Below are 20,386 nucleotides of genomic sequence, written 5' to 3' on the forward strand. Positions count from 1 at the left end.
ATTTATTATAGATCATTATAAGATTATTTTTCAACATTTTTATGTTCGCAATTGTCGGTTACAAAATGATTTTTATTATTTTTTAAATATTGAGTTTATACCGAGTTTTAATTTTAAATTTATGTACTTTAGCGCTGTTGTTTTGATGTTTTTGTATTTATTTTAATATAAAATGTGGTCATGTTAAGTTGATATTTATATAAAATTTTGACAATTTTTTAAATTGGGGGATGCATTTTATTATGCATATTTATATTGTAAAATACTTTTATGAATCTATTGACCGAAATTTCTAAATTTATTTTGATTTTGTTGCTATTTACTTCTTGCAACCAAAAACAAAGCGAAATTCAAAATCTTACTCATCTTTTAAAGTCTTCTAATAAGAATAGATTAGATAAATTTCTTATTATTGATAGGGTTGTTAATATATATATTGCAAATAAAAATTATGAAGATGCTTTAGAAATTGTAAATAGTGGAATTATTGATGATGAATCCAGAGAATATTATCCTTTATATCTTTATTTAATGGGTAATATTTATAGTTCCATGGGAGAGGATTTTGTAGCTTTTAGTATTTACAAGTGTGTTGTTGATAATTTTGATGATTATGTTTATGAAAACTATTCAGTGAAAACAAGGGCGGCTAAAAAGATTGTCAATTTAAATATTGATTCAATCGATAAAATCAAGTATTACAAATTTATATTAAATACAGGAATTGATGACTTAAACAATGAGGAAAAGGGTAATTATTTTTATAATCTTGCATTAAGTTTGGAGGATGTTCAAGATTACGATGAATCTTATTTTTACTATAAAAAATTTTTTTCAATTCCAAGGTCACATTTAAAAATAGATTCTAGAGACTATTTTAATGTTGTTACAAAAATCAATTACTTTAATAATCCAGAGTTTGTTGTTTATAGAAATTTAGGGGATTTAATCCAGGACGTTAAAAATTTTGTTCTTTCTGGGGATACTTCTAAATTACTTAATATAAGGGATAAAAATAATTTTTTTATTCAAAGCTGGGATCAAAAGGGTGGAAAGAGTAATTCTATTAATACTAATAGCTTTTTAACCACGATGATTAGGCTTGGGGGGAGAAGGAAAAACGGAATACAATTTGCAAAGCATCTTGAGGCAGATTCTAGTGATGATATATCTTATCTTGAGTCAAGCGGATGGGATCATATTCGGGAATGGTATTTTGTTTTTAAAAGAATTGTTTATCCTAAAGATCCAGAAATTAATAATGGTTGGACTTGGATAGGCGTGTATTTAGGTAAAAAATAATAGGAAGGAGATTATGTATTTTCTTAAGTTTCTTTTTAGTTATTTATTTCTACTTTATTCTAATGTTTCTATAATAAAAGATGAATTTGCTGAGACAAGTGTGCACAGAATAATCGATTGGGATAGGAAGGTTATTTGCTTTGACATTGTTAAGGAAATTAATGAAAATGAATTTAGACCAGTAGGTTTAAATACGGCTTCTAAATTAATAGCAACTATTAATGATTTTAAAGACACGTTAATAAGAGAATCTCTTTTTAAGATAATTATGGATTCTGAAAATACTTTTAAAGATTATTTTGACCTGAATCCCAGCTTAATACTTAATTTTTCAGGCCCTAATAGTATTTTGAAAAGATCTTATATAAAATATTCAGAAGATTTAAGAAGCCTAACTGTTAGGTATGAGCTTAGTCTTTTCCCCAATTTTATAAGTTTATTTTTTTCACATGAAACTCCCTATAAAGCTTTTTATCCATTGGTAAATTCCGATGTTGATAAAATCGATTATACAGGAATTGTGATTTATGTAGGTGAGGTCTACAATAATACTTCTGGTTCTAAAAAATTAGAAGACTCTTTTTTTATCAAAATTTATGATGAAAACATTAGGCCTTATTTTGATAAAAGAATGGTTTCTCCAGAGGCTTTGAAAAAATGGGGAATGCTTGAGTATAGCAACGATGTTCTTTATAGCAATAAAAATAGGGTTGGACATCGTCCTTTAAAATTAGTTGCCAAAAGTATTTATGGTAAAAATAATACAGATATTATACTTGATGAGCATTCTATTAATAAGTTGTTTTCAAATAGTAACAACATTAAACTTTTGCAAGATGGAAAACTTGTTGTAATAAAATAAGAAAATTAAACTTAGTACTTGTTTTTTTCCAAACAATCCACTAAGATAATAAAGAGTTTTATAGGGAATTAGTGCCCTTATAGCTCAGTTGGTAGAGCACCACCATGGTAAGGTGGGGGTCGTCGGTTCAAGTCCGATTGGGGGCTTTTGTTGGTAGTTAGGAGTTTTGTTATATGGGTAAAAAGAAGGGCAAAGGAGCTGTTGAGCTAATATCTTTGATTTGTGAAGAGACAGGAATTAGAAATTATACTACTACTAAGAATAGACGCAATAAGCAAGAAAAGTTAGAATTGATGAAATATTGTCCAAAATTGCGAAAACACACTCTTCACAAGGAAGGAAAAATAAAATAATAAATAGTAAATAATAGGTCAGTAGTTCCAATGGTAGAACGACAGTCTCCAAAACTGTATGCTGGGGGTTCGAGTCCCTCCTGACCTGTTGTTAGAGTTAAAGTGAGGCTTTAAAGTGTTTAGGTTTATCAAAGATAGTATCTTGGAACTTAAGAAGGTAACGTGGCCTAAGTATAATGAAGTGGTTGGAAATGGAAGACAAGTTTTTTGGCTGGTATTATTTGTTTCTATTTTCTTGGGTATAGTTGATTATCTTATGTTTCTTGTTGTAGCTTATGTATTTTAGTTTTATTGTAAGAAGGGTAAATTATGTCTAGAGCTTGGTATGTAGTTCAAACTTATTCTCAATATGAGAAAAAGATAGAGCAGGACATAAGACTTTTAATAAGTGAAGGTGTTTTTGGTGGTGTAGTATTAGATGTTAAGGCTCCTATTGAAAAAGTAGAAGAGATAAGAAATGGCAAGAAAAGAATAAGAGAGAGAAAAATTTGGCCAGGTTATATTCTTATTGAGCTAGATCTTCCAGAAGTAGGTTGGAAAGATATTGTTGCTAATATTATCAAAGTTCAAGGAGTTATTAATTTTGTTGGTGTTAGTAAGGGGCAAAGACCTATTCCTATTAATGATGAAGAAGTAAAAAGTGTTTTTATGCTTACTGGTGAGATTAAAGCAAATAAATCTATTTTTATGCTTTATGACTTTGAAGAGGGAGAAAGGGTTAGGATTAAAGGCGGACCTTTTGACTCCTTTGAGGGGCTTATTAGTTCTATTGATTATGAAAGAAAGAAATTAAAAGTTGCAGTTCAAATTTTTGGAAGATCAACACCCGTTGAAGTTGATTTTCAGCATATAGAAAAGATTTAAAATTTAATATTAATGGGAGCTTTGAAGGCGTTATTACCATAAGGAGATGATATGGCAAGAAAAAAAGCAATTTCTTGGATTAAATTACAGGTTCCAGCTGCTCAAGCAGCTCCAGGAGCTAAAATAGGGCAAGCGCTTGGACCTCATGGAGTTAGTGGTCCTCAGTTTGTAAAAGAATTTAATGAAAGAACCGCAAAGATGGATCCCGGCATTGTGGTTCCTGTTATTATTACTATTTATAGTGACAAAAGTTTTTCTTTTATTGTAAAGACCCCTCCAGCTTCAATTTTAATTAAAAAAGCTATTGGGATAGAATCAGGATCTAAAAAATCTAATACAGATAAAGTTGGAACTATATCAAAAGAAAAGTTGATGGAGATAGCAAGAATTAAAATGTCTGATTTAAATGCAAAGTCAGAATCAGCAGCGTTTAAAATTATTGCAGGAAGTGCACGTTCAATGGGTGTTGAGGTAGAGAAATAATGTCAAAAAAGGGTAAAAAATATATTAAAGCTTTTTCCAAAGTAGATAAGAATAAATTTTATAACATTGAAGATGCAATTTCACTGTTGAAAGAAATTAAATTTGCCAAATTTGATGAAACTATAGATATATCTGTTAACCTTAATTTAAAAAAGAATCATACTGTTAGAGACACTATAGTTTTGCCAAATCAGTTTATGAAGCCAAAAAGAATACTTGTTTTTGCAAAAGGTGATCGAGCAAATGAAGCTAGAGCTTTTGGTGCAACTTATGTTGGCGATGATGATCTTATAAATAAGATTAAAAGTGGTTGGGATGAATTTGATATTGTTGTTGCAACTCCTGATATGATGAAAGATGTTGGAAGGCTTGGCCCTATTTTAGGGAAAAGGGGTTTAATGCCCAATCCAAAGACCCAAACAGTTACAAATAATCTTAAAGATGCAATCAATAGTCTTAAAAAAGGTCGAACAGAATTTAGAGCAAATAAAAATGGTGTAATAAGCTTTTCTTTTGGTAAATCTTCTATGGATAATGAAAGGATAAAAGAAAATTATGAGGAATTTATCAAGGAAGTTGTTAGAAAAAGACCAAGTGACTTAAAGGGAGCTTTTATAGATAGTATTTATATTTCATCTACTATGGGGCCTTCTATAAAAGTTAATTTTGTTTGGAGGTGACATTATGAGCACAAAGATAAATTCTAAAAAGTTGGAAATGTTTGATTTATTAAAACAATTTATAGATAGTAAACAAAATCTTTTTTTCTTAGATTATAGAGGTTTAAATGTGGCTCAGTTGACAGAACTTCGCAATAAAATAGAAGGCGAACATGGAGCATTAAAAGTTGTTAAAAACAATATAATGAAGATGGTTTTAAAAGAAAAGAATATTAATATTGTTGATTCTTGTTTGGTTGGCCCTACAGTTGTTGTTACTGCATTAGAAGAGGCTAATGTAATAGCAAAAATTTTTTATGATTTTGTAAAAAGTAGTACTTTAAAAGTAAAGGGTGGTTTTGTATTAGGAGAGTTTTATGATGAGACTAAAGTTCAAGCTTATAGCAAACTTCCTACTAAAAAAGAGTCTATTTCTTTATTTGCTAGCGTGTTAAAAGCGCCAGTTTCTAAGCTTGCAAGAACATTGAAAGCTTTGACTGATGTTAAAAATTAACATGGCAGTGTTAGTCTTAATTTTTGAGTGCATGCTATCACTGTAAAATAAATATATAAGGAGTTAATATGGCACTAAATAAAGAAGATATTTTAACCTGGCTTGAGGGTGCAAAAACTATGGAAGTTGTTGACCTTGTAACAGCTATTGAGGAAAAGTTCGGAGTAACTGCAGCTGTTTCTGTTGGTGTGGGGGGAGCTGTTTCAGCAGGCCCAGCTGATTCTGAAGAACAAACTGAATTTGATGTAATTCTTATGTCTTTTGGTGATAGCAAGATAAATGTTATAAAAGAGGTTAGAGCTATTACGGGACTTGGTCTTGGAGAAGCTAAGGCGTTAGTTGAAGCTGCTCCTAAAGCTATTAAAGAAGGTCTTTCTAAGTCAGATGCTGAAGAATTAAAAAAGAAACTTGAGGCAGTTGGCGCAAAAGTTGAAGTTAAATAAAAAAATTAAAAATATATCAAAGTTGTTATATTCCGCATGTCGTTATGATGTGCGGCTTGTTATGTCTTAAAAAAGGAGTCTTTTAATGATAAAAAGAGTTCATCTGGGACAAGGAAGAGCTGATGAGATTTTAGACCTACCTAACCTGATAGAAATACAATTAAATTCTTATGAAAAATTTTTACAACTTGATAAATTAAAAAATAAAAAACCTTTACTTAATGAAGGTCTTGAGTCTGTTTTTAGAAATATATTTCCCATCAAAAGTGGAAATGGTGATGTTGCTCTTGAGTATGAAAGATACTATATAGAAAATGATGCCCTTAACTTTACAGAAAAAGAATGTAAAAGAAAGGGGCAAAGTTATGAGGCTGTTTTAAAAGTAAGACTAAATTTGCAATTTTTGACTACTGGGGAAATAAGGCAAAAAGATGTGTACATGGGAACTATTCCTTTAATGACAGAAAGGGGCACTTTTATTATTAATGGGGCTGAGAGGGTTGTTGTTTCTCAGATTCACAGATCTCCAGGAGTTGTTTTTTATAAAGAAAAAGATTTGTATTCTGCCAGGATAATTCCTTATCGTGGTTCTTGGTTAGAATTTGAGATTGATTCTAAGAAAGATTATCTTTATGTAAAAATAGATAGAAAAAAAAGAATACTCATAACTCTTTTTTTAAGAGCTTTAGGGTTTGATACGAGAGAAAAAATAATAGAAACTTTTTATAATATTAAAAAAATTAAAGTTGAAGATGATACAAAAAGAGATCTTCCGGGGCAATATTTAGCCAAGAGTATTAACATAAGAGAAAATATGTATTATCGAGCAGGAGATAAAATTACTCTGCAAGATGTTGAAGATTTTTTACAAAATGGAGTAAATGAAATAGAGCTTGTTGATTTTGATGGTTATGATGATATTTCTGGAAAGTGCTTTGTAAGCTCGAATGTTATTTTAAATTGCTTTGAAAAAGAGGATGCTTTTTTTGCTTTAAAGGATGGTTCTAAAGAGCTTCCAAAAGAATCAGTTATGCTGGCTGTTTATGGTTCTCTTTTTCCTGGTGAGCCAATATCAATTGATAATGCTGAAAACGATTTAAAAACTATATTCTTTTCTGAAAGAAGATATGATCTTGGACGTGTGGGGCGCTATAAGCTTTCTAAAAAATTTGGATTTGATGATTTAAGTACATCAGTTTTAACTATGGATGATATTGTTAACACCATATCGCATCTTTTAAGAATATATGAAGGTCATGATGTTCTTGATGATATTGACCATTTGGGAAATAGAAGAGTTCGTTCTGTTGGGGAGCTTCTTACTAATATATATAAAAGTGCTATGTCAAGGGTTGAAAAAATTGCTAAGGACAGAATGTCTAACAAAGAAGTTTTTAATCTAAAGCCTCAAGAATTAATAAGCGTTAAACCTATTGTATCTGCTGTTAAAGAATTTTTCGCAACCAGTCAGCTTTCACAGTTTATGGATCAAGTCAATCCTTTAGCCGAACTTACTCATAAAAGGCGTCTTAATGCCCTTGGACCGGGAGGACTTTCAAGAGACAGGGCAGGATTTGAAGTAAGAGATGTGCATTATACTCATTATGGTAGAATGTGTCCTATTGAAACTCCTGAAGGACCAAATATTGGACTTATTGTTTCTTTGGCTACTTATTCCAGGGTTAATGATTATGGTTTTTTAGAAACCCCTTATAGGAAAGTTGTTAATGGCGAGGTGACTGATCAATTGGAATATTTATCTGCTATTGACGAAGAGAAAAAGTGCATTGCTCAGGCTAATGCCGCTTTTAATTCTAATGGAAAGTATCTTGAAGATTTAGTTTCTGTTAGAATTTCTGGTGATTATACTACAACAATACCTACAAACATAGACTATATGGACGTTTCTCCTAGGCAGTTAATTTCAGTATCTTCAGCGTTAATTCCTTTTCTTGAGCACAATGATGCAAATCGAGCTCTTATGGGTTCTAATATGCAAAGACAAGCAGTACCCCTGCTTTTTCCTAAGCCTCCTATTGTTGGTACGGGTATGGAAAGTGTTGTTGCAAAGGATTCAGGAGTAGTTGTTAAGGCTAAAAGAAGTGGAGAAGTTATTCTTGCAACAAGTAGCAAGATAGTTGTTAAACCTTTTGAGGCAGAGAATTCTAAAGATTTAGATGAATATCATATTGTTAAGTATGAAAGGACAAATCAAGATACTTGCTTTAATCAATCCGTTTTAGTTAAAGAGGGTCAAAAGGTTGAAAGGGGCGAAATAATAGCTGACGGTCCTGCCACTAGATTTGGGGAACTTGCTCTTGGTAATAATTTATTGTTAGGAGTTATTCCTTGGAATGGATTTAATTATGAGGATGCTATATTGATTTCTGACAGAATTGTAAAGGAAGATCTTTATACATCTATTCATATCAAAGAATTTAGCATAGAGGTAAGAGAGACTAAGCTTGGTCCTGAGAAAGTTACAGGAGATATCCCTAATGTTAGCGAAAAAATACTAAACAAATTGGATGAAAATGGAATTATACGGATAGGAACTTATGTAAAGCCCGGTGATATTCTGGTTGGTAAAGTTACTCCAAAGTCAGAAGGAGACATTACTCCTGAATTTAGGCTTTTAACTTCCATTTTTGGAGAAAAAGCAAAAGATGTTAAAAATAATTCATTAAAAGTTCCTCATGGTACTGAAGGTACAGTTATTGATGTTCAAAGGATTACTAAAGAGGATGTTGGCAATCTTTCTCCTGGAGTTGAGGAAATACTTAAAGTTTATGTTGCCAAAAAAAGGAAGCTTAAAGAGGGAGATAAAATGGCTGGACGACATGGCAATAAGGGTGTTGTTGCAAAGATTCTTCCTGTTGAAGATATGCCTTATCTTGCAGACGGAACCCCTCTTGATATATGCTTAAATCCTTTAGGAGTTCCATCTAGAATGAATATCGGACAGTTGATGGAATCTCAATTTGGTCTTGCTGGTAAATATCTTGGTGAATCTTATAATGTTCCTGTTTTTGAATCTGCTACAAATGAACAAATTCAGGAAAAATTAAGAAAAGCTGGATTTAATCCAACTTCTAAAGAAATTTTATATGATGGTTATACAGGAGAGCCGTTCGAAAATGAAGTAATGGTTGGGGTGATTTACATGCTTAAACTGCACCACCTTGTTGATGATAAAATGCACGCAAGGTCAACAGGCCCATATTCTCTTGTTTCTCAACAACCTCTTGGAGGAAAAGCTCAATTTGGTGGACAAAGGCTTGGAGAAATGGAGGTTTGGGCTCTTGAAGCTTATGGTGCAGCACACACTCTTCAAGAACTTTTAACAGTTAAATCTGATGATATGTCAGGCAGAGTCAAGATATATGAAAATATAGTAAAAGGTGTTCCTACTAATGTATCGGGGATTCCAGAGTCTTTTAATGTGCTAATGCAAGAGCTTAGAGGACTTGGGCTTGATTTGTCGATTTATGATGATGTTGGGAATCAAGTTCCTTTGACAGAAAAGGAAGAAGAATTGATTAATAAAAGCTAGGTTTTTGGAGTTTTCATGAAAGAGATAAAAGATTTTGAAAGAATAAAAATTAAAATAGCATCTCCTGATCAAATTAGAAATTGGTCTTATGGGGAGGTTAAAAAATCCGAGACTATTAATTATAGAACTTTAAGGCCCGAAAAGGATGGGCTTTTTTGTGAAAGGATTTTTGGTACTACAAAGGAATGGGAATGTTATTGTGGTAAATTTAAATCGATTAGATATAAAGGTATTATTTGTGATCGTTGTAATGTAGAGGTTACCCATTTTAAGGTTAGACGTGAAAGAATGGGTCATATTGAGCTAGCATCTCCAGTTGCGCATATTTGGTATTACAAATATATACCTTCTAGGATTGGGCTTTTGCTTGATATTACGGCATCTAGTTTGAATTCTATTCTTTATTATGAAAAATATGTAGTAATTGAACCGGGTGATACTGATCTTAAAAAAATGCAGCTTTTAAATGAAGATGAGTACATAGAAGCTAGAGAGCGATATGGTATGTCTTTTAATGCTTCAATGGGAGCTGAAGCTATTAAAACCCTTCTTGAAAATCTTGATCTTGATGAGCTTTCATCTAAGCTTAGGATTCAAATGATAGATAAAGATGATAAAACTGATAAGAAACTCTTAAGACGTCTTGAAATTATTGAGAATTTTAAAATTTCTGGCAATAAGCCAGAATGGATGATTATGGAAGTTCTTCCTGTTATTCCTCCAGAGATTAGGCCAATGGTTCAGCTTGATGGAGGGCGCTTTGCAACATCTGATCTTAATGATCTTTACAGAAGAGTTATAAATAGAAATAATCGTTTAAGGAAATTGCTTCTTCTTAATGCGCCAGAGATTATTGTGAGAAACGAAAAAAGAATGCTTCAAGAATCAGTAGACTCTCTTTTTGATAATTCTCATAAAAGAAAGGTTGTCAAAGGTTCATCTAGCAGGCCTTTAAAGTCGCTTTCCGATGCATTAAAAGGTAAGCAGGGAAGGTTTAGACAAAATCTTCTTGGTAAAAGAGTAGATTACTCTGGTCGTTCTGTTATTGTTGTTGGTCCTGAGCTAAAACTACATCAATGTGGATTGCCTGCAAAAATGGCTCTTGAGCTTTTTAAGCCTTTTGTGATAAGGAGGCTGATTGAGAGTGAAGCTGTTTTTAATATCAAAAGGGCAAAGAATTTAATAGAGCAAGAAGTTGACGAGGTATGGCAAATTTTAGATCTTGTTATCAAGGAGCATCCTATTCTTTTAAATAGGGCACCTACTCTTCATAGACTTGGAATTCAAGCTTTTGAGCCTGTGTTAGTTGAGGGTAAGGCAATAAAATTACATCCTCTTGTTTGTCATGCATATAATGCTGATTTTGATGGTGATCAAATGGCGGTACATGTGCCGCTTACTCCAGCAGCACAAGCTGAAAGCTGGGCTTTAATGCTTTCAACAAATAATCTTTTAAATCCTGCTAATGGGCATCCCATTGTTTTTCCATCCCAAGATATTGTTTTGGGCTTATATTATTTAACTATGGAAAAAAAGAATGTTGTTGGAGAAGGTAAAAAGTTTTTAAACTTTAGTAATGTTATTCTTGCCATAAATAATAGGAGTTTAGATTATAATGCTTCTATTTATGTAAAAATTGATGGCGAGTATAAAAAAACCACAGCTGGTAGGGTTATATTTAATGAGGCTTTGCCTAATGGAATTGAATTTGTAAATAAAACTCTTAGTGATTTGGAGCTACAAATTTTAATATCAAAAGTTTATGTAGTTCATGGTTCTTCTATCGTAATTGAAATGCTTGACATTATCAAGGAGCTTGGCTTTAGGTATGCTACTAAGTTTGGGTGCACAATTAGTATGAGTGATATTATTGTTCCTGATGAAAAAAGAACTTATGTAGAGAGGGCCAATAAAGAGATTGCTAAAATTCAAAATGATTATGCTAAAGGTGTTATTACTGGTGAAGAGCGATATAATAATGTAGTTTCTGTTTGGTTAAAGACCAACGAAGAACTTACTAATAAGATGATGGAAATTTTAAAGAGAGACAGAGATGGATTTAATGTTATATATATGATGGCAGATTCTGGTGCTAGAGGCAGTAGAAATCAAATAAGACAACTTGCTGGTATGAGAGGATTAATGGCAAAAACTTCTGGGGATATTATTGAGCTTCCAATTATTTCTAACTTTAAAGAAGGTCTTTCTGTGATAGAGTTTTTTATATCTACAAATGGAGCAAGAAAAGGTCTAGCAGATACTGCTCTTAAGACCGCTGATGCTGGATATTTAACTCGAAGATTAGTAGACATTGCTCAAGATGTTGTTGTTAGAATAGAAGATTGTGGAACTATAAATGGAATAAAAGTTGAGACTGTAAAAAATGGTGAAGAAATATTAGAATCTTTGAAAGAAAAAGCTGTTGGGAGTTATTCTATTGAAAGAATAAAAAATCCAATTACTGGTGAAATTGTTTTAGATGCAAATGAAGAAATCTCAGAAGCTAAAATAGAGTTATTAGAGAAAATTGGTATTGAAAAACTTGTGATTAGATCTGTTTTAACGTGTGAAGCTGAACATGGTGTTTGTCAAAAATGTTATGGTAGAGACTTTTCTAAGAACAAACCCGTTAACATTGGTGAGGCTGTAGGAATAATTGCTGCTCAGTCCATAGGTCAACCAGGTACTCAATTAACCATGAGAACTTTTCATATTGGCGGAGTTGCTCAGGCTGGTAGTGAGGATGATAAAATATCTTTAAAGAATGCTTTTATACTTAATGGCATAGAAGGTTTTAATGTTAGAATTGATAATGGAATTCTTTTCACAAGAAAAGGAACTTTAAAAATAATCAATGTTTTTTATGAAGAAAAAATTAAGAACATAAAAGAGATTAAAGTTTTGGATTCTCAAAGAGTAATAAAAGGAATTCCCTTGTTTGTTGATAAAAAGGGTGCAGAGATTCTCTCTTCTTATATTGGTTATGTTAAATTAAGAGAGGATAATTTTTTCATAGTATCAGAAGAGCAAGAAGTTGCCTTGAAAGCGGGCACAAAGCTTGAAATAGAGGTTGGTGATTATGTTGAATCAGGCAAAGTTATTGGCACATTTGATCCATTTGCAGAGCCTATTATTGCAGAGGTTAAGGGTAAAATTAAATTTAAGGATATTATTTTAGGAACCACTCTTAAAGAGGAAATAAATACTGAAACAGGCAATGTTGAAAAAAGAATTACAGATAATGTTTTTGAATCCCTTGATCCTAGAATTTTTATTATTGATAGTAGTGGTATGGAGGTTGCATCTTATGTATTGCCTGGCGATGCTTATCTTCAAGTTGAAGATGGTCAGAGCATTAATATAGGAGATATTATTGCAAAACTTTCTAAAGGTTCTGAAAAAACTCAAGATATTACAGGGGGATTGCCTCGTGTTAATGATCTTTTTGAAACAAGAATTCCTAAGAATTTAACCGAAATGGCTAAAGTAAGTGGAATTGTGCAATTTAAATCAATTCAAAAAGGTAAAAGACTTATTAATATTTTAGATGAGTATGGGGTTGAACATAAACATTATATTCCAGCCGGCAAACATCTTTTGGTTAGAGATGGAGATGTTGTTAAAGCAGGAGATATGCTTTGTGATGGTAGAATTAATCCTCATGATGTGCTTGAAATTTTAGGTGGGATTAGTTTGCAAGAATTTCTGTTGGCAGAAATTCAGGATGTTTATCGAAAACAGGGTGTAAGCATTAATGATAAACATATTGGCGTGATAATTAAGCAAATGATGAAAAAAGTGAAGATTGTAGCAGTTGGTGATACTAATTTTGTTTATGGGCAAAAGGTAGATAAGCATACTTTTTATGAGCAAAATAGAAAAGTAATCGAACAAGGTGGTGAGCCAGCAATAGCAAGTCCAATTCTTATAGGAGTAACTAAGACGTCTCTTAATATAGATTCTTTTATTTCCGCAGCTTCTTTCCAGGAAACAACAAAAGTATTAACAGATGCTTCAATTGCTGGAAAAATAGATGATCTTAGGGGATTGAAAGAAAATGTTGTAATTGGACATTTAATTCCTACTGGAACTGGTATGGGGCTTTATAAAAAAATTAAAGTTAGTGAAAATATCGATTCTGGAGTTTAGCTTGAAAATAAGTGATATATTTGCTACCATTTTATTAATAGTTTCAAGAAAAGGAGAGCGTTGATAAATGCCTACAATTAATCAGTTAATTAGAAAGCCTAGAAAAAGTCAAACGGAGAAGACCGCATCTCCTGCGCTTCAAAATTGTCCTCAAAGAAGAGGAATTTGTACACGTGTAATGACCGTAACTCCCAAAAAGCCTAATTCAGCTTTAAGAAAAGTAGCACGTGTTAGACTTTCAAATGGATTTGAAGTAACAGCATATATTCCAGGAATTGGTCATAATTTACAAGAGCACTCTGTGGTTCTAATTAGAGGTGGTAGAGTTAAAGATTTGCCTGGTGTAAGGTACCATATTGTTAGAGGAGCTAAGGATACCCTTGGTGTTAATAATAGGAAAAAGGGTAGATCTAAGTATGGAACAAAAAAACCTAAAGCTTAACTGAAAGGTGGATTAATATTAGATATGTCAAGAAAAAGTAAAAAAATCAAAAAGAAAATTTTTGTTGATACCAGGTACAATTCTAGAATTGTTGCAAAGTTTGCAAACAGAATGATGTATGATGGAAAAAAATCAATAAGCGAGAATATACTTTATAGTTCAATAGACTTACTTGCTAATAAGCTTGAAGAAAGTGATAAGATGGCTGTTTTTTATAAAGCTTTAGATAATATTAAGCCATTGGTGGAAGTAAGAAGTAGACGGGTGGGTGGTGCTACATATCAAGTTCCTGTTGAAGTTAGAGAAGAGAGAAGAGAAGCTTTGGCTATGAAGTGGATTATTTTTGCTGCTAGAAAGTCTAGTGGTAGGTCTATGAGGGAAAAGTTGTCAAACGAACTTTTAAATGCGTATAATTCTACTGGAGCTGCTTTTAAAAAGAAAGAAGATACTCATAGAATGGCTGAAGCAAATAAAGCTTTTACTCATTATAGATGGTAAAAAGACACCTGTTAAAGGTGTCTTTTTTTGTTTATATGCTGTGCAATATTAGAACTATTTTTTGTATTTTTTATTAAAAGTAAGGAGGGTGTTTTTGTGTTAAAAAAAGTTTATTATTTTTTTATTTTTTTATTTGTTGTCGCTTGTTCTGGCTCTAATGATGGTAAATCAGGGGCCAAAACAGTTTCGCTTATAGTTGATGGTGCTTTTGATGATAAAGGATTTAATGAAAGTTCTTCTAAGGCGATAAGAAAATTAAAGGCTGATTTAAATATAAATATAATTGAAAAAGCATCTACAGGCAATTCTTATTTAGGAGATATTGCAAACTTAGAAGATGGTAATTCAAATTTGATTTGGGGAGTTGGATTTAGATTGTCAGACATTCTTTTTCAAAGAGCTAGCGAGAATGTTTCTGTTAGTTATGCAATCATAGAAGGGGTTTATGATGAAATTCAAATACCTAAAAATCTTCTCAATATTAATTTTAGATCCGAAGAGGTGGCTTTTTTAGCAGGATATTTTGCGTCAAAGGCTTCTAAAACGGGTAAGATCGGATTTATTGGAGGGGTAAAGGGAAAAGTTTTAGAATCTTTTATGTATGGATATGAAGCTGGTGCTAAGTATGCAAATTCTAATATTAAAGTGGTCTCTCAATACGTTGGTACATTTGGAGACTTTGGGCTTGGTCGCTCAACGGCATCTAATATGTATCGAGATGGGGTTGATATCATATTTGCAGCTGCAGGACTTTCTGGTATAGGAGTAATTGAGGCCGCAAAAGAATTGGGGCCCGATCATTATATTATTGGAGTCGATCAGGATCAATCTTATCTTGCTCCTAATAATGTTATTGTTTCTGCTGTAAAGAAAGTTGATTCATTGATGTATAGTTTAACAAAAAAGTATTTAGAAACTGGAGTTTTAGATGGGGGCAAGACCATGTTTTTTGGGATTAAAGAAGATGGACTTGGTTTGGTTTTAAATGAAAACCTAAAATCAAATTATTATGAGATTTATGACAAATCATTAAAAATCGGGCAAAGTATAATAAGGGGTATAATAAAAGTGCCTTATGACAAGGTATCTTATGATAATTTTATTTTGCAAATGGAAAATTAACGTGATTTTTATGAACTGGTTTGTGAAAAATCTTTTTAATTCTTTAAAGATATTTTATGAAGTTTTTTAGTTATTGTAAGTTTTAATTTAAATTAATCTTGCAAAAGGGTTTAAATTTAGATATTATGGTGATGTAGGAAAAATAATTTTTTTCCTACTACCGTGTTTTTATTAGTGCTAGAAGTATCTTTTTAAGTGTCTTATTGAAATTTTATTTTATAAATAAAGAATACTACTTGTTAATAAAATAAAGTTAATATTTTAATTTTTAAAAAGTTCTATTTATTTTTTTAAATAAATTTTGTAAGGAGAGGATTAATTTTGTTTAAAAGGTTTATTTTTATTACTTTATCTTTATTAGTATTTGCTTGTTTTAAATCTAATAAAAAGTCTATTAAATCTGACAAAGTTGTTGTAGGTGTTTTAGCTAATGGCAGCTTTTATGATAAGGGCTATAATCAAAGCGTTCATGACGGTGTTGTAAAACTTAGAGATGATTTTGGAATAAAACTTATAACTAAATCTTTAAGGCCTTATCCTATTGCGGGCAAAAAACTTCTTACTGTTGATGAGGCAATGACAGAGGATGCTTATGCGGTTCAAAAAAGTCCTTTAAATCTTTTTTGGTTGGTTGGATACGAATTTTCTGGCTTGTCAGTTAAGCTTTCCTACGAACACCCAGATATTTTTTATGGTATTATAGATGCTTTTGATTATGGAGATATTCAAGTTCCTAAGAATTCTTTGGCCATCAAGTTCAGAAATGAAGAGGCCGCATTTTTAGCTGGTTATATTGCTGCTAAGATGAGCAGAAAAGAAAAGATTGGATTTTTAACAGGCCCTACAAGTGATCATTTAAATGATTTTAAGTTTGGTTTTAAAGCTGGAATTTTTTATGCTAATCCCAAATTAAGATTAGTTTCAAAAAAGGCACCCTCTCTTTTTAATAAAGAAAAAGGCAAAGAAATGGCTCTATTCATGTATAAAGAGGATAAAGTAGGCGTTATTTTTCCAGTAGCTGGCATAACTGGGCTTGGAGTTTATGACGCTGCTAAGGAGCTTGGATCCAAATATTATGTTATTGGTTTAAATCAAGATCAATCATATATTGCACCTCAAAATGTTATTACTTCAATACTTAAGGATATTGGAAAGGTTATTTATTCTGTTTCATCAGAGTATATTAATAGTGGAGTTTTTAAAGGCGGGATTGTTATTGATCGAGGGCTAAAGGAGGGAGTAATAGAAATTGTTAAAGATCCTGATATTTTAAATAATAGCTTAGTTGATGAAGTTGTTGATCTGGAAAATAAAATAATAAGTGGAGAAATTATTGTTCCCGATAGTGAATATGCATTTGATTTATTTAAATCAAAGTTATAAACTATTTAGGTATAGATTTATTTGTAAAGGGGGAATAGTTTATGAATAGATTATTGTTGTTGATTTTATTTAAGGGTATTATTTTTTTATCTTGTAGTGGTAAGAGTGGTCTTGAGAGTGAAATTCCTAAGGTATCTTTAATAATTGATGGAACTTTTGATGATAAATCTTTTAATGAGAGTGCTTTAAATGGTGCAAAAAAAGTTAAAGAGGAATTTAAGATTGAGCTTGTTTTAAAAGAATCATCAGCGAATTCTTATTTGTCTGATCTTGAGGGGCTTAAGGATGCAGGTTCAAATCTAATTTGGCTTATTGGGTATAGATTTAGCGATGTGGCCAAGGCTGTTTCTCTTCAAAATTCCGAGATGAAATATGCAATTATTGATCTTATTTATTCTAATGATCCTATTCCTGCAAATTTGGTAGGTATAACCTTCAGGGCTCAAGAAGGCGCATTTTTAACAGGTTATATTGCTGCAAAGGTTTCTAAAACAGGTAAAATTGGATTTCTAGGGGGAATAGAAGGTGAGATAGTAAATGCTTTCAGGTATGGGTATGAGGCTGGTGCTAAATATGCTAATAAAGATATAAAGATATTTACTCAGTATATTGGTAGTTTTGCTGACATTGAAGCTGGTAGAAGTATTGCAACTAAAATGTATTCTGATGAGATAGACATTATTCATCATGCTGCAGGTCTTGGAGGAATTGGGGCTATTGAGGTTGCAAAAGAACTTGGTTCTGGTCATTACATTATTGGAGTTGATGAGGATCAATCATATCTTGCTCCCAATAATGTAATAACATCTACAACCAAAGATGTTGGTAGAGCTTTAAATATTTTTACATCTAACTATTTAAAAACTAATACTTTCGAAGGTGGCAAATTAATAAATTATGGTCTTAAAGAAGGAGTTGTGGGGTTTGTAAGAAATCCTAAGATGATTCCCTTTGAACTTGAGAAAGAAATTGATAGTATTTCTAGCAAAATAATCAACAAAGAAATTATTGTTCCATATGATAAAGAAAGTTATGAGAAATTTCTTTTAGAATTTATTTAAATAAAAAATCAATTTATATGTTTTATTTTTAAGTATAAAAAACATATTGGTTTTATTTGAATAATTGAAATGGAGAAATTTTCTATATGAGAATTGCAATTTTTATATTTGGTATTTTATTGACTTCTTGCTTTAGTAGGAATGGAATAGAATCTGGTTCAAAAAAAATTAAGATATCCATCTTGGTAGATGGTGTTCTTGATGACAAATCTTTTAATTCTAGTGCCAATGATGCTTTATTGCGTTTGAAAAAAGATTTTCCAGAAAGTATTGAAAAAGTTTTTTCTAGAGCTGTTTCTGGAGTTTATTCTAGTTATGTTTCAGATCTTGATAATTTAAAAACGAATGGTTCAGACCTAATTTGGCTTGTAGGGTATATGCTTACGGATTCATCTTTATCGGCTTCATTAGAGAATCCAGAAATTAACTATGGAATAATAGATCCTATTTATGGCGATGATGTTCAGATTCCCAAAAATTTGATTGCTGTTGTTTTCAGGGTAGAACAAGGTGCTTTTTTGGCTGGCTATATTGCAGCTAAAAAAAGCTTTTCTGGTAAAATAGGTTTTATAGGGGGAGTTAAGGGCAGTATAGTAGATGCATTTCGTTATGGTTATGAAGCTGGTGCAAAGTATGCTAATAAAGATATAGAGATTATAAGTGAATATTCTAATTCTTTTTCCGATGTTGATATTGGTAGAGTCATAGCTAATAAAATGTATTCTAAAGGGATAGATATAATTCATTTTGCAGCTGGTTTGGCAGGAGTTGGTGTTATTGAAGCTGCAAAAAAACTTGGCGATGGTTACTATGTTATTGGAGCTGATCAAGACCAGTCACATCTTGCTCCTAAAAATTTTATTACTTCTGTTATAAAAAACGTTGGGGACGCATTATATTTGATTACTAGCGAATATATTAAAAATAATGATGTTTGGGAAGGTGGAAAAGTTGTTCAAATGGGATTAAGAGATGGTGTTGTTGGTTTATCTAATGCGAATGAATTTGAATACATAAAAGTTATTGAGAAAAAAATAATCAATAAAGAGATTATTGTTCCTTGCAATCAGGAAGGATATGAAATTTTTATAAAACAAATATTAAAGTTATAAACTTTTGAGATAGAAAAATTTTAATTTTCCAGTTTTTAATTTTTTAATTATGTTATATTTATTGTGTTATAATAAATAGAAGTATATTTCTATTGTTTTAGAGGATTTAGCATTGAATAAAAAAATGTTTCCCAAAATTTACTATTATGATCAAGACTTTATTGATATTTATAATAAAAGTTTATCTTGGATTCAAGATAAAGTTATTTTGCAAAAAGTTGCCGATAGGGGTAAAAAAGATAAAAATTATTATTCGGAAAATTGTGATTATATAGATCAGATGCAAGCTTGTATGTCAAGCTTTTTTCTTGTCTATAGTAATGGGGAATATTCATCTACATCTGCAATTGATAAATTTTATCAATTGCAGGAAGAATCTGGTGCAATCAGAGCTAGATATGATAATAACAATGCTGTTATTGATCTTGATGAGAATGAAGAAAATATTGGATTTCCTATTTTTGCGTGGGCTGAATATAACTTATATCATAAAACAGGGAATAAAAAGAGAATTTCTGAAGTTTTGCCAATTCTTGATAAGTATTATAAATGGATAGAGAGCAAATTTTTAAAGGAAAATGGTCTTTATTCAATTGATGTAAATAAAATTTTTTATAAAAACTCTCCAAGAGCAGATGCATACTATCCTATAGATTTTAATTCATTACAAGTTCATAGTGCATATTGTATTTCTAAATTAGCAGACATTTTAAATGATAAAAATTTATCACTTGAATACAAAAAACGATTTTTTTCCCTTAAGGTTAAAATTAATTCTTTAATGTGGAGCGAAAAAGATGGATTTTATTATGATCTTGATGTTAATGAAAATATTCTTGAAATTAAGACAATAGTAGGTTTTTTCCCAATGCTTTCCGAGATTCCTAGTGAGGACAGAATAGAAAGAATGATTTTTTATTTAAAAAGTAATAATCATTTTGGGACTCCAAATCCTTTTCCAACGCTTTCTGTTAGTGAACCAGGTTTTAGTGAGGATGGCAATGGATATTATGGTTCAGTATATACTTATATGAATTTTTTTGTGATCAAAGGTCTTGAATATTGTGGTCGTGCAAATATTGCAAGAGAATTTACTATAAGGCATTTGTATTATATATTAGACACTTTAATGCCTTTTAATAAAATTAAAGGGCACATTTGGGAAGCTTATAAACCCATGCAAGAAGGACCTGCATATTTTGATTTTAATAAAAAAATTTATACTGAGAAAGGTCTTATTTGTTATCTTGCGCTTTTTAGTATTAGTTTGATGATAGAAAATATTATTGGACTTACAATTAGCTTGCCTGATAAAACTGTATATTGGAACATACCCACTCTTGAAATTATGGGGATAGAAAGCTTGTCTCTTAAAAAGAATCAAACTACAATAATTTGTAATAAAGGGAAAAGAGGTTGGGAAATAAAAATGGAATCTGAGAAACTTTATTATTTTACAATAAATATATTAAATAAAAAAGAAAAAACCCTTCCTATTCCTTCAGGAAGATGTTCTATGTTGTTGGATAAGCTTTGATGAATTAGGTTCATTAAATGTCTTGTAAAATTTAAATTTTTGGGGGCCT

Annotated in this window: 18 protein-coding genes and 2 tRNA genes; all 20 read left to right on the forward strand. The window is 31.3% G+C overall.

The genetic code is table 11. From position 1 onward, the window contains the following. Positions 1-270: 270 nt before the first annotated feature. The 20 genes from HNP67_RS02285 (at position 271) to HNP67_RS02380 (ending at position 20,337) form a co-directional block, all read left to right on the forward strand. Positions 271-1,302, forward strand: a complete 1,032-nt coding sequence (locus HNP67_RS02285) for a hypothetical protein (protein WP_184124588.1) — start codon at positions 271-273, stop codon at positions 1,300-1,302. 13 nt (positions 1,303-1,315) lie between these two features. Then, positions 1,316-2,164 carry a hypothetical protein gene (locus tag HNP67_RS02290; RefSeq protein WP_184124590.1) on the forward strand — a complete coding sequence of 283 codons (849 nt, stop codon included), beginning with the start codon at positions 1,316-1,318 and terminating at the stop codon, positions 2,162-2,164. Between the two features lie 73 nt (positions 2,165-2,237). Further along, positions 2,238-2,310 (forward strand) — tRNA-Thr (locus tag HNP67_RS02295). Positions 2,311-2,337: 27 nt separating this feature from the next. After that, on the forward strand, positions 2,338-2,517 hold the full coding sequence (gene rpmG, locus HNP67_RS02300; protein WP_002556991.1) for a 50S ribosomal protein L33: 180 nt from the start codon (positions 2,338-2,340) through the stop codon (positions 2,515-2,517). Positions 2,518-2,532: 15 nt separating this feature from the next. Beyond that, positions 2,533-2,605, forward strand: a tRNA-Trp gene (locus tag HNP67_RS02305). 27 nt (positions 2,606-2,632) lie between these two features. Then, positions 2,633-2,803 (forward strand): preprotein translocase subunit SecE, encoded by a 171-nt coding sequence (secE, locus tag HNP67_RS02310; protein WP_184124592.1) that lies wholly within the window; start codon positions 2,633-2,635, stop codon positions 2,801-2,803. A 23-nt stretch (positions 2,804-2,826) separates the two neighbouring features. Continuing rightward, positions 2,827-3,381, forward strand: coding sequence for a transcription termination/antitermination protein NusG (gene nusG, locus HNP67_RS02315; protein ID WP_184124594.1), 555 nt, complete (start codon positions 2,827-2,829; stop codon positions 3,379-3,381). 51 nt (positions 3,382-3,432) lie between these two features. After that, positions 3,433-3,864, forward strand: a complete 432-nt coding sequence (gene rplK / locus HNP67_RS02320) for a 50S ribosomal protein L11 (RefSeq protein ID WP_184124596.1) — start codon at positions 3,433-3,435, stop codon at positions 3,862-3,864. Next, entirely contained in the window at positions 3,864-4,544 is a 681-nt protein-coding gene (gene rplA, locus HNP67_RS02325; protein ID WP_184124598.1) for a 50S ribosomal protein L1, read from the forward strand. Before rplK ends, rplA begins: the two co-directional genes overlap by 1 nt. A gap of 4 nt (positions 4,545-4,548) precedes the next feature. Continuing rightward, entirely contained in the window at positions 4,549-5,037 is a 489-nt protein-coding gene (rplJ, locus tag HNP67_RS02330) for a 50S ribosomal protein L10 (protein ID WP_184124600.1), read from the forward strand. Positions 5,038-5,105: 68 nt separating this feature from the next. Beyond that, complete coding sequence (gene rplL, locus HNP67_RS02335; protein WP_184124602.1) at positions 5,106-5,480, forward strand: 50S ribosomal protein L7/L12; 375 nt, start codon at positions 5,106-5,108, stop codon at positions 5,478-5,480. Between the two features lie 85 nt (positions 5,481-5,565). Next, a complete protein-coding gene (rpoB, locus tag HNP67_RS02340) occupies positions 5,566-9,033 on the forward strand; it encodes a DNA-directed RNA polymerase subunit beta (protein ID WP_184124604.1) in 3,468 nt (1,155 codons plus the stop codon). Between the two features lie 15 nt (positions 9,034-9,048). Further along, positions 9,049-13,182, forward strand: coding sequence for a DNA-directed RNA polymerase subunit beta' (gene rpoC / locus HNP67_RS02345; protein WP_184124606.1), 4,134 nt, complete (start codon positions 9,049-9,051; stop codon positions 13,180-13,182). A gap of 67 nt (positions 13,183-13,249) precedes the next feature. After that, on the forward strand, positions 13,250-13,624 hold the full coding sequence (rpsL, locus tag HNP67_RS02350) for a 30S ribosomal protein S12 (RefSeq protein ID WP_002656492.1): 375 nt from the start codon (positions 13,250-13,252) through the stop codon (positions 13,622-13,624). A 24-nt stretch (positions 13,625-13,648) separates the two neighbouring features. Beyond that, a complete protein-coding gene (gene rpsG / locus HNP67_RS02355) occupies positions 13,649-14,122 on the forward strand; it encodes a 30S ribosomal protein S7 (RefSeq protein ID WP_184124608.1) in 474 nt (157 codons plus the stop codon). Between the two features lie 96 nt (positions 14,123-14,218). Further along, a complete protein-coding gene (bmpD, locus tag HNP67_RS02360; protein ID WP_184124610.1) occupies positions 14,219-15,244 on the forward strand; it encodes a nucleoside ABC transporter substrate-binding protein BmpD in 1,026 nt (341 codons plus the stop codon). A 321-nt stretch (positions 15,245-15,565) separates the two neighbouring features. After that, positions 15,566-16,627 carry a nucleoside ABC transporter substrate-binding protein BmpC gene (gene bmpC / locus HNP67_RS02365; protein WP_184124612.1) on the forward strand — a complete coding sequence of 354 codons (1,062 nt, stop codon included), beginning with the start codon at positions 15,566-15,568 and terminating at the stop codon, positions 16,625-16,627. Between the two features lie 41 nt (positions 16,628-16,668). Beyond that, positions 16,669-17,688 carry a nucleoside ABC transporter substrate-binding protein BmpA gene (gene bmpA, locus HNP67_RS02370; protein WP_184124614.1) on the forward strand — a complete coding sequence of 340 codons (1,020 nt, stop codon included), beginning with the start codon at positions 16,669-16,671 and terminating at the stop codon, positions 17,686-17,688. Between the two features lie 86 nt (positions 17,689-17,774). Beyond that, a complete protein-coding gene (gene bmpB / locus HNP67_RS02375; protein ID WP_184124616.1) occupies positions 17,775-18,800 on the forward strand; it encodes a nucleoside ABC transporter substrate-binding protein BmpB in 1,026 nt (341 codons plus the stop codon). Positions 18,801-18,912: 112 nt separating this feature from the next. Further along, entirely contained in the window at positions 18,913-20,337 is a 1,425-nt protein-coding gene (locus HNP67_RS02380) for an MGH1-like glycoside hydrolase domain-containing protein (RefSeq protein WP_184124618.1), read from the forward strand. The last annotated feature ends 49 nt before the right edge of the window (positions 20,338-20,386 follow it).

The sequence above is a fragment of the Borreliella californiensis genome, assembly GCF_014205885.1.
Taxonomy (GTDB): Bacteria; Spirochaetota; Spirochaetia; order Borreliales; family Borreliaceae; genus Borreliella; species Borreliella californiensis.

What these genes read in the sequence shown, in the direction of transcription:
- HNP67_RS02285 (WP_184124588.1), top strand. Translation starts at nt 271, where the DNA reads ATGAATCTATTGACCGAAATTTCTAAATTTATTTTGATTTTGTTGCTA.
- HNP67_RS02290 (WP_184124590.1), top strand. Translation starts at nt 1,316, where the DNA reads ATGTATTTTCTTAAGTTTCTTTTTAGTTATTTATTTCTACTTTATTCT.
- rpmG (WP_002556991.1), top strand. Translation starts at nt 2,338, where the DNA reads ATGGGTAAAAAGAAGGGCAAAGGAGCTGTTGAGCTAATATCTTTGATT.
- nusG (WP_184124594.1), top strand. Translation starts at nt 2,827, where the DNA reads ATGTCTAGAGCTTGGTATGTAGTTCAAACTTATTCTCAATATGAGAAA.
- rplK (WP_184124596.1), top strand. Translation starts at nt 3,433, where the DNA reads ATGGCAAGAAAAAAAGCAATTTCTTGGATTAAATTACAGGTTCCAGCT.
- rplA (WP_184124598.1), top strand. Translation starts at nt 3,864, where the DNA reads ATGTCAAAAAAGGGTAAAAAATATATTAAAGCTTTTTCCAAAGTAGAT.
- rplJ (WP_184124600.1), top strand. Translation starts at nt 4,549, where the DNA reads ATGAGCACAAAGATAAATTCTAAAAAGTTGGAAATGTTTGATTTATTA.
- rplL (WP_184124602.1), top strand. Translation starts at nt 5,106, where the DNA reads ATGGCACTAAATAAAGAAGATATTTTAACCTGGCTTGAGGGTGCAAAA.
- rpoB (WP_184124604.1), top strand. Translation starts at nt 5,566, where the DNA reads ATGATAAAAAGAGTTCATCTGGGACAAGGAAGAGCTGATGAGATTTTA.
- rpoC (WP_184124606.1), top strand. Translation starts at nt 9,049, where the DNA reads ATGAAAGAGATAAAAGATTTTGAAAGAATAAAAATTAAAATAGCATCT.
- rpsL (WP_002656492.1), top strand. Translation starts at nt 13,250, where the DNA reads ATGCCTACAATTAATCAGTTAATTAGAAAGCCTAGAAAAAGTCAAACG.
- rpsG (WP_184124608.1), top strand. Translation starts at nt 13,649, where the DNA reads ATGTCAAGAAAAAGTAAAAAAATCAAAAAGAAAATTTTTGTTGATACC.
- bmpA (WP_184124614.1), top strand. Translation starts at nt 16,669, where the DNA reads ATGAATAGATTATTGTTGTTGATTTTATTTAAGGGTATTATTTTTTTA.
- bmpB (WP_184124616.1), top strand. Translation starts at nt 17,775, where the DNA reads ATGAGAATTGCAATTTTTATATTTGGTATTTTATTGACTTCTTGCTTT.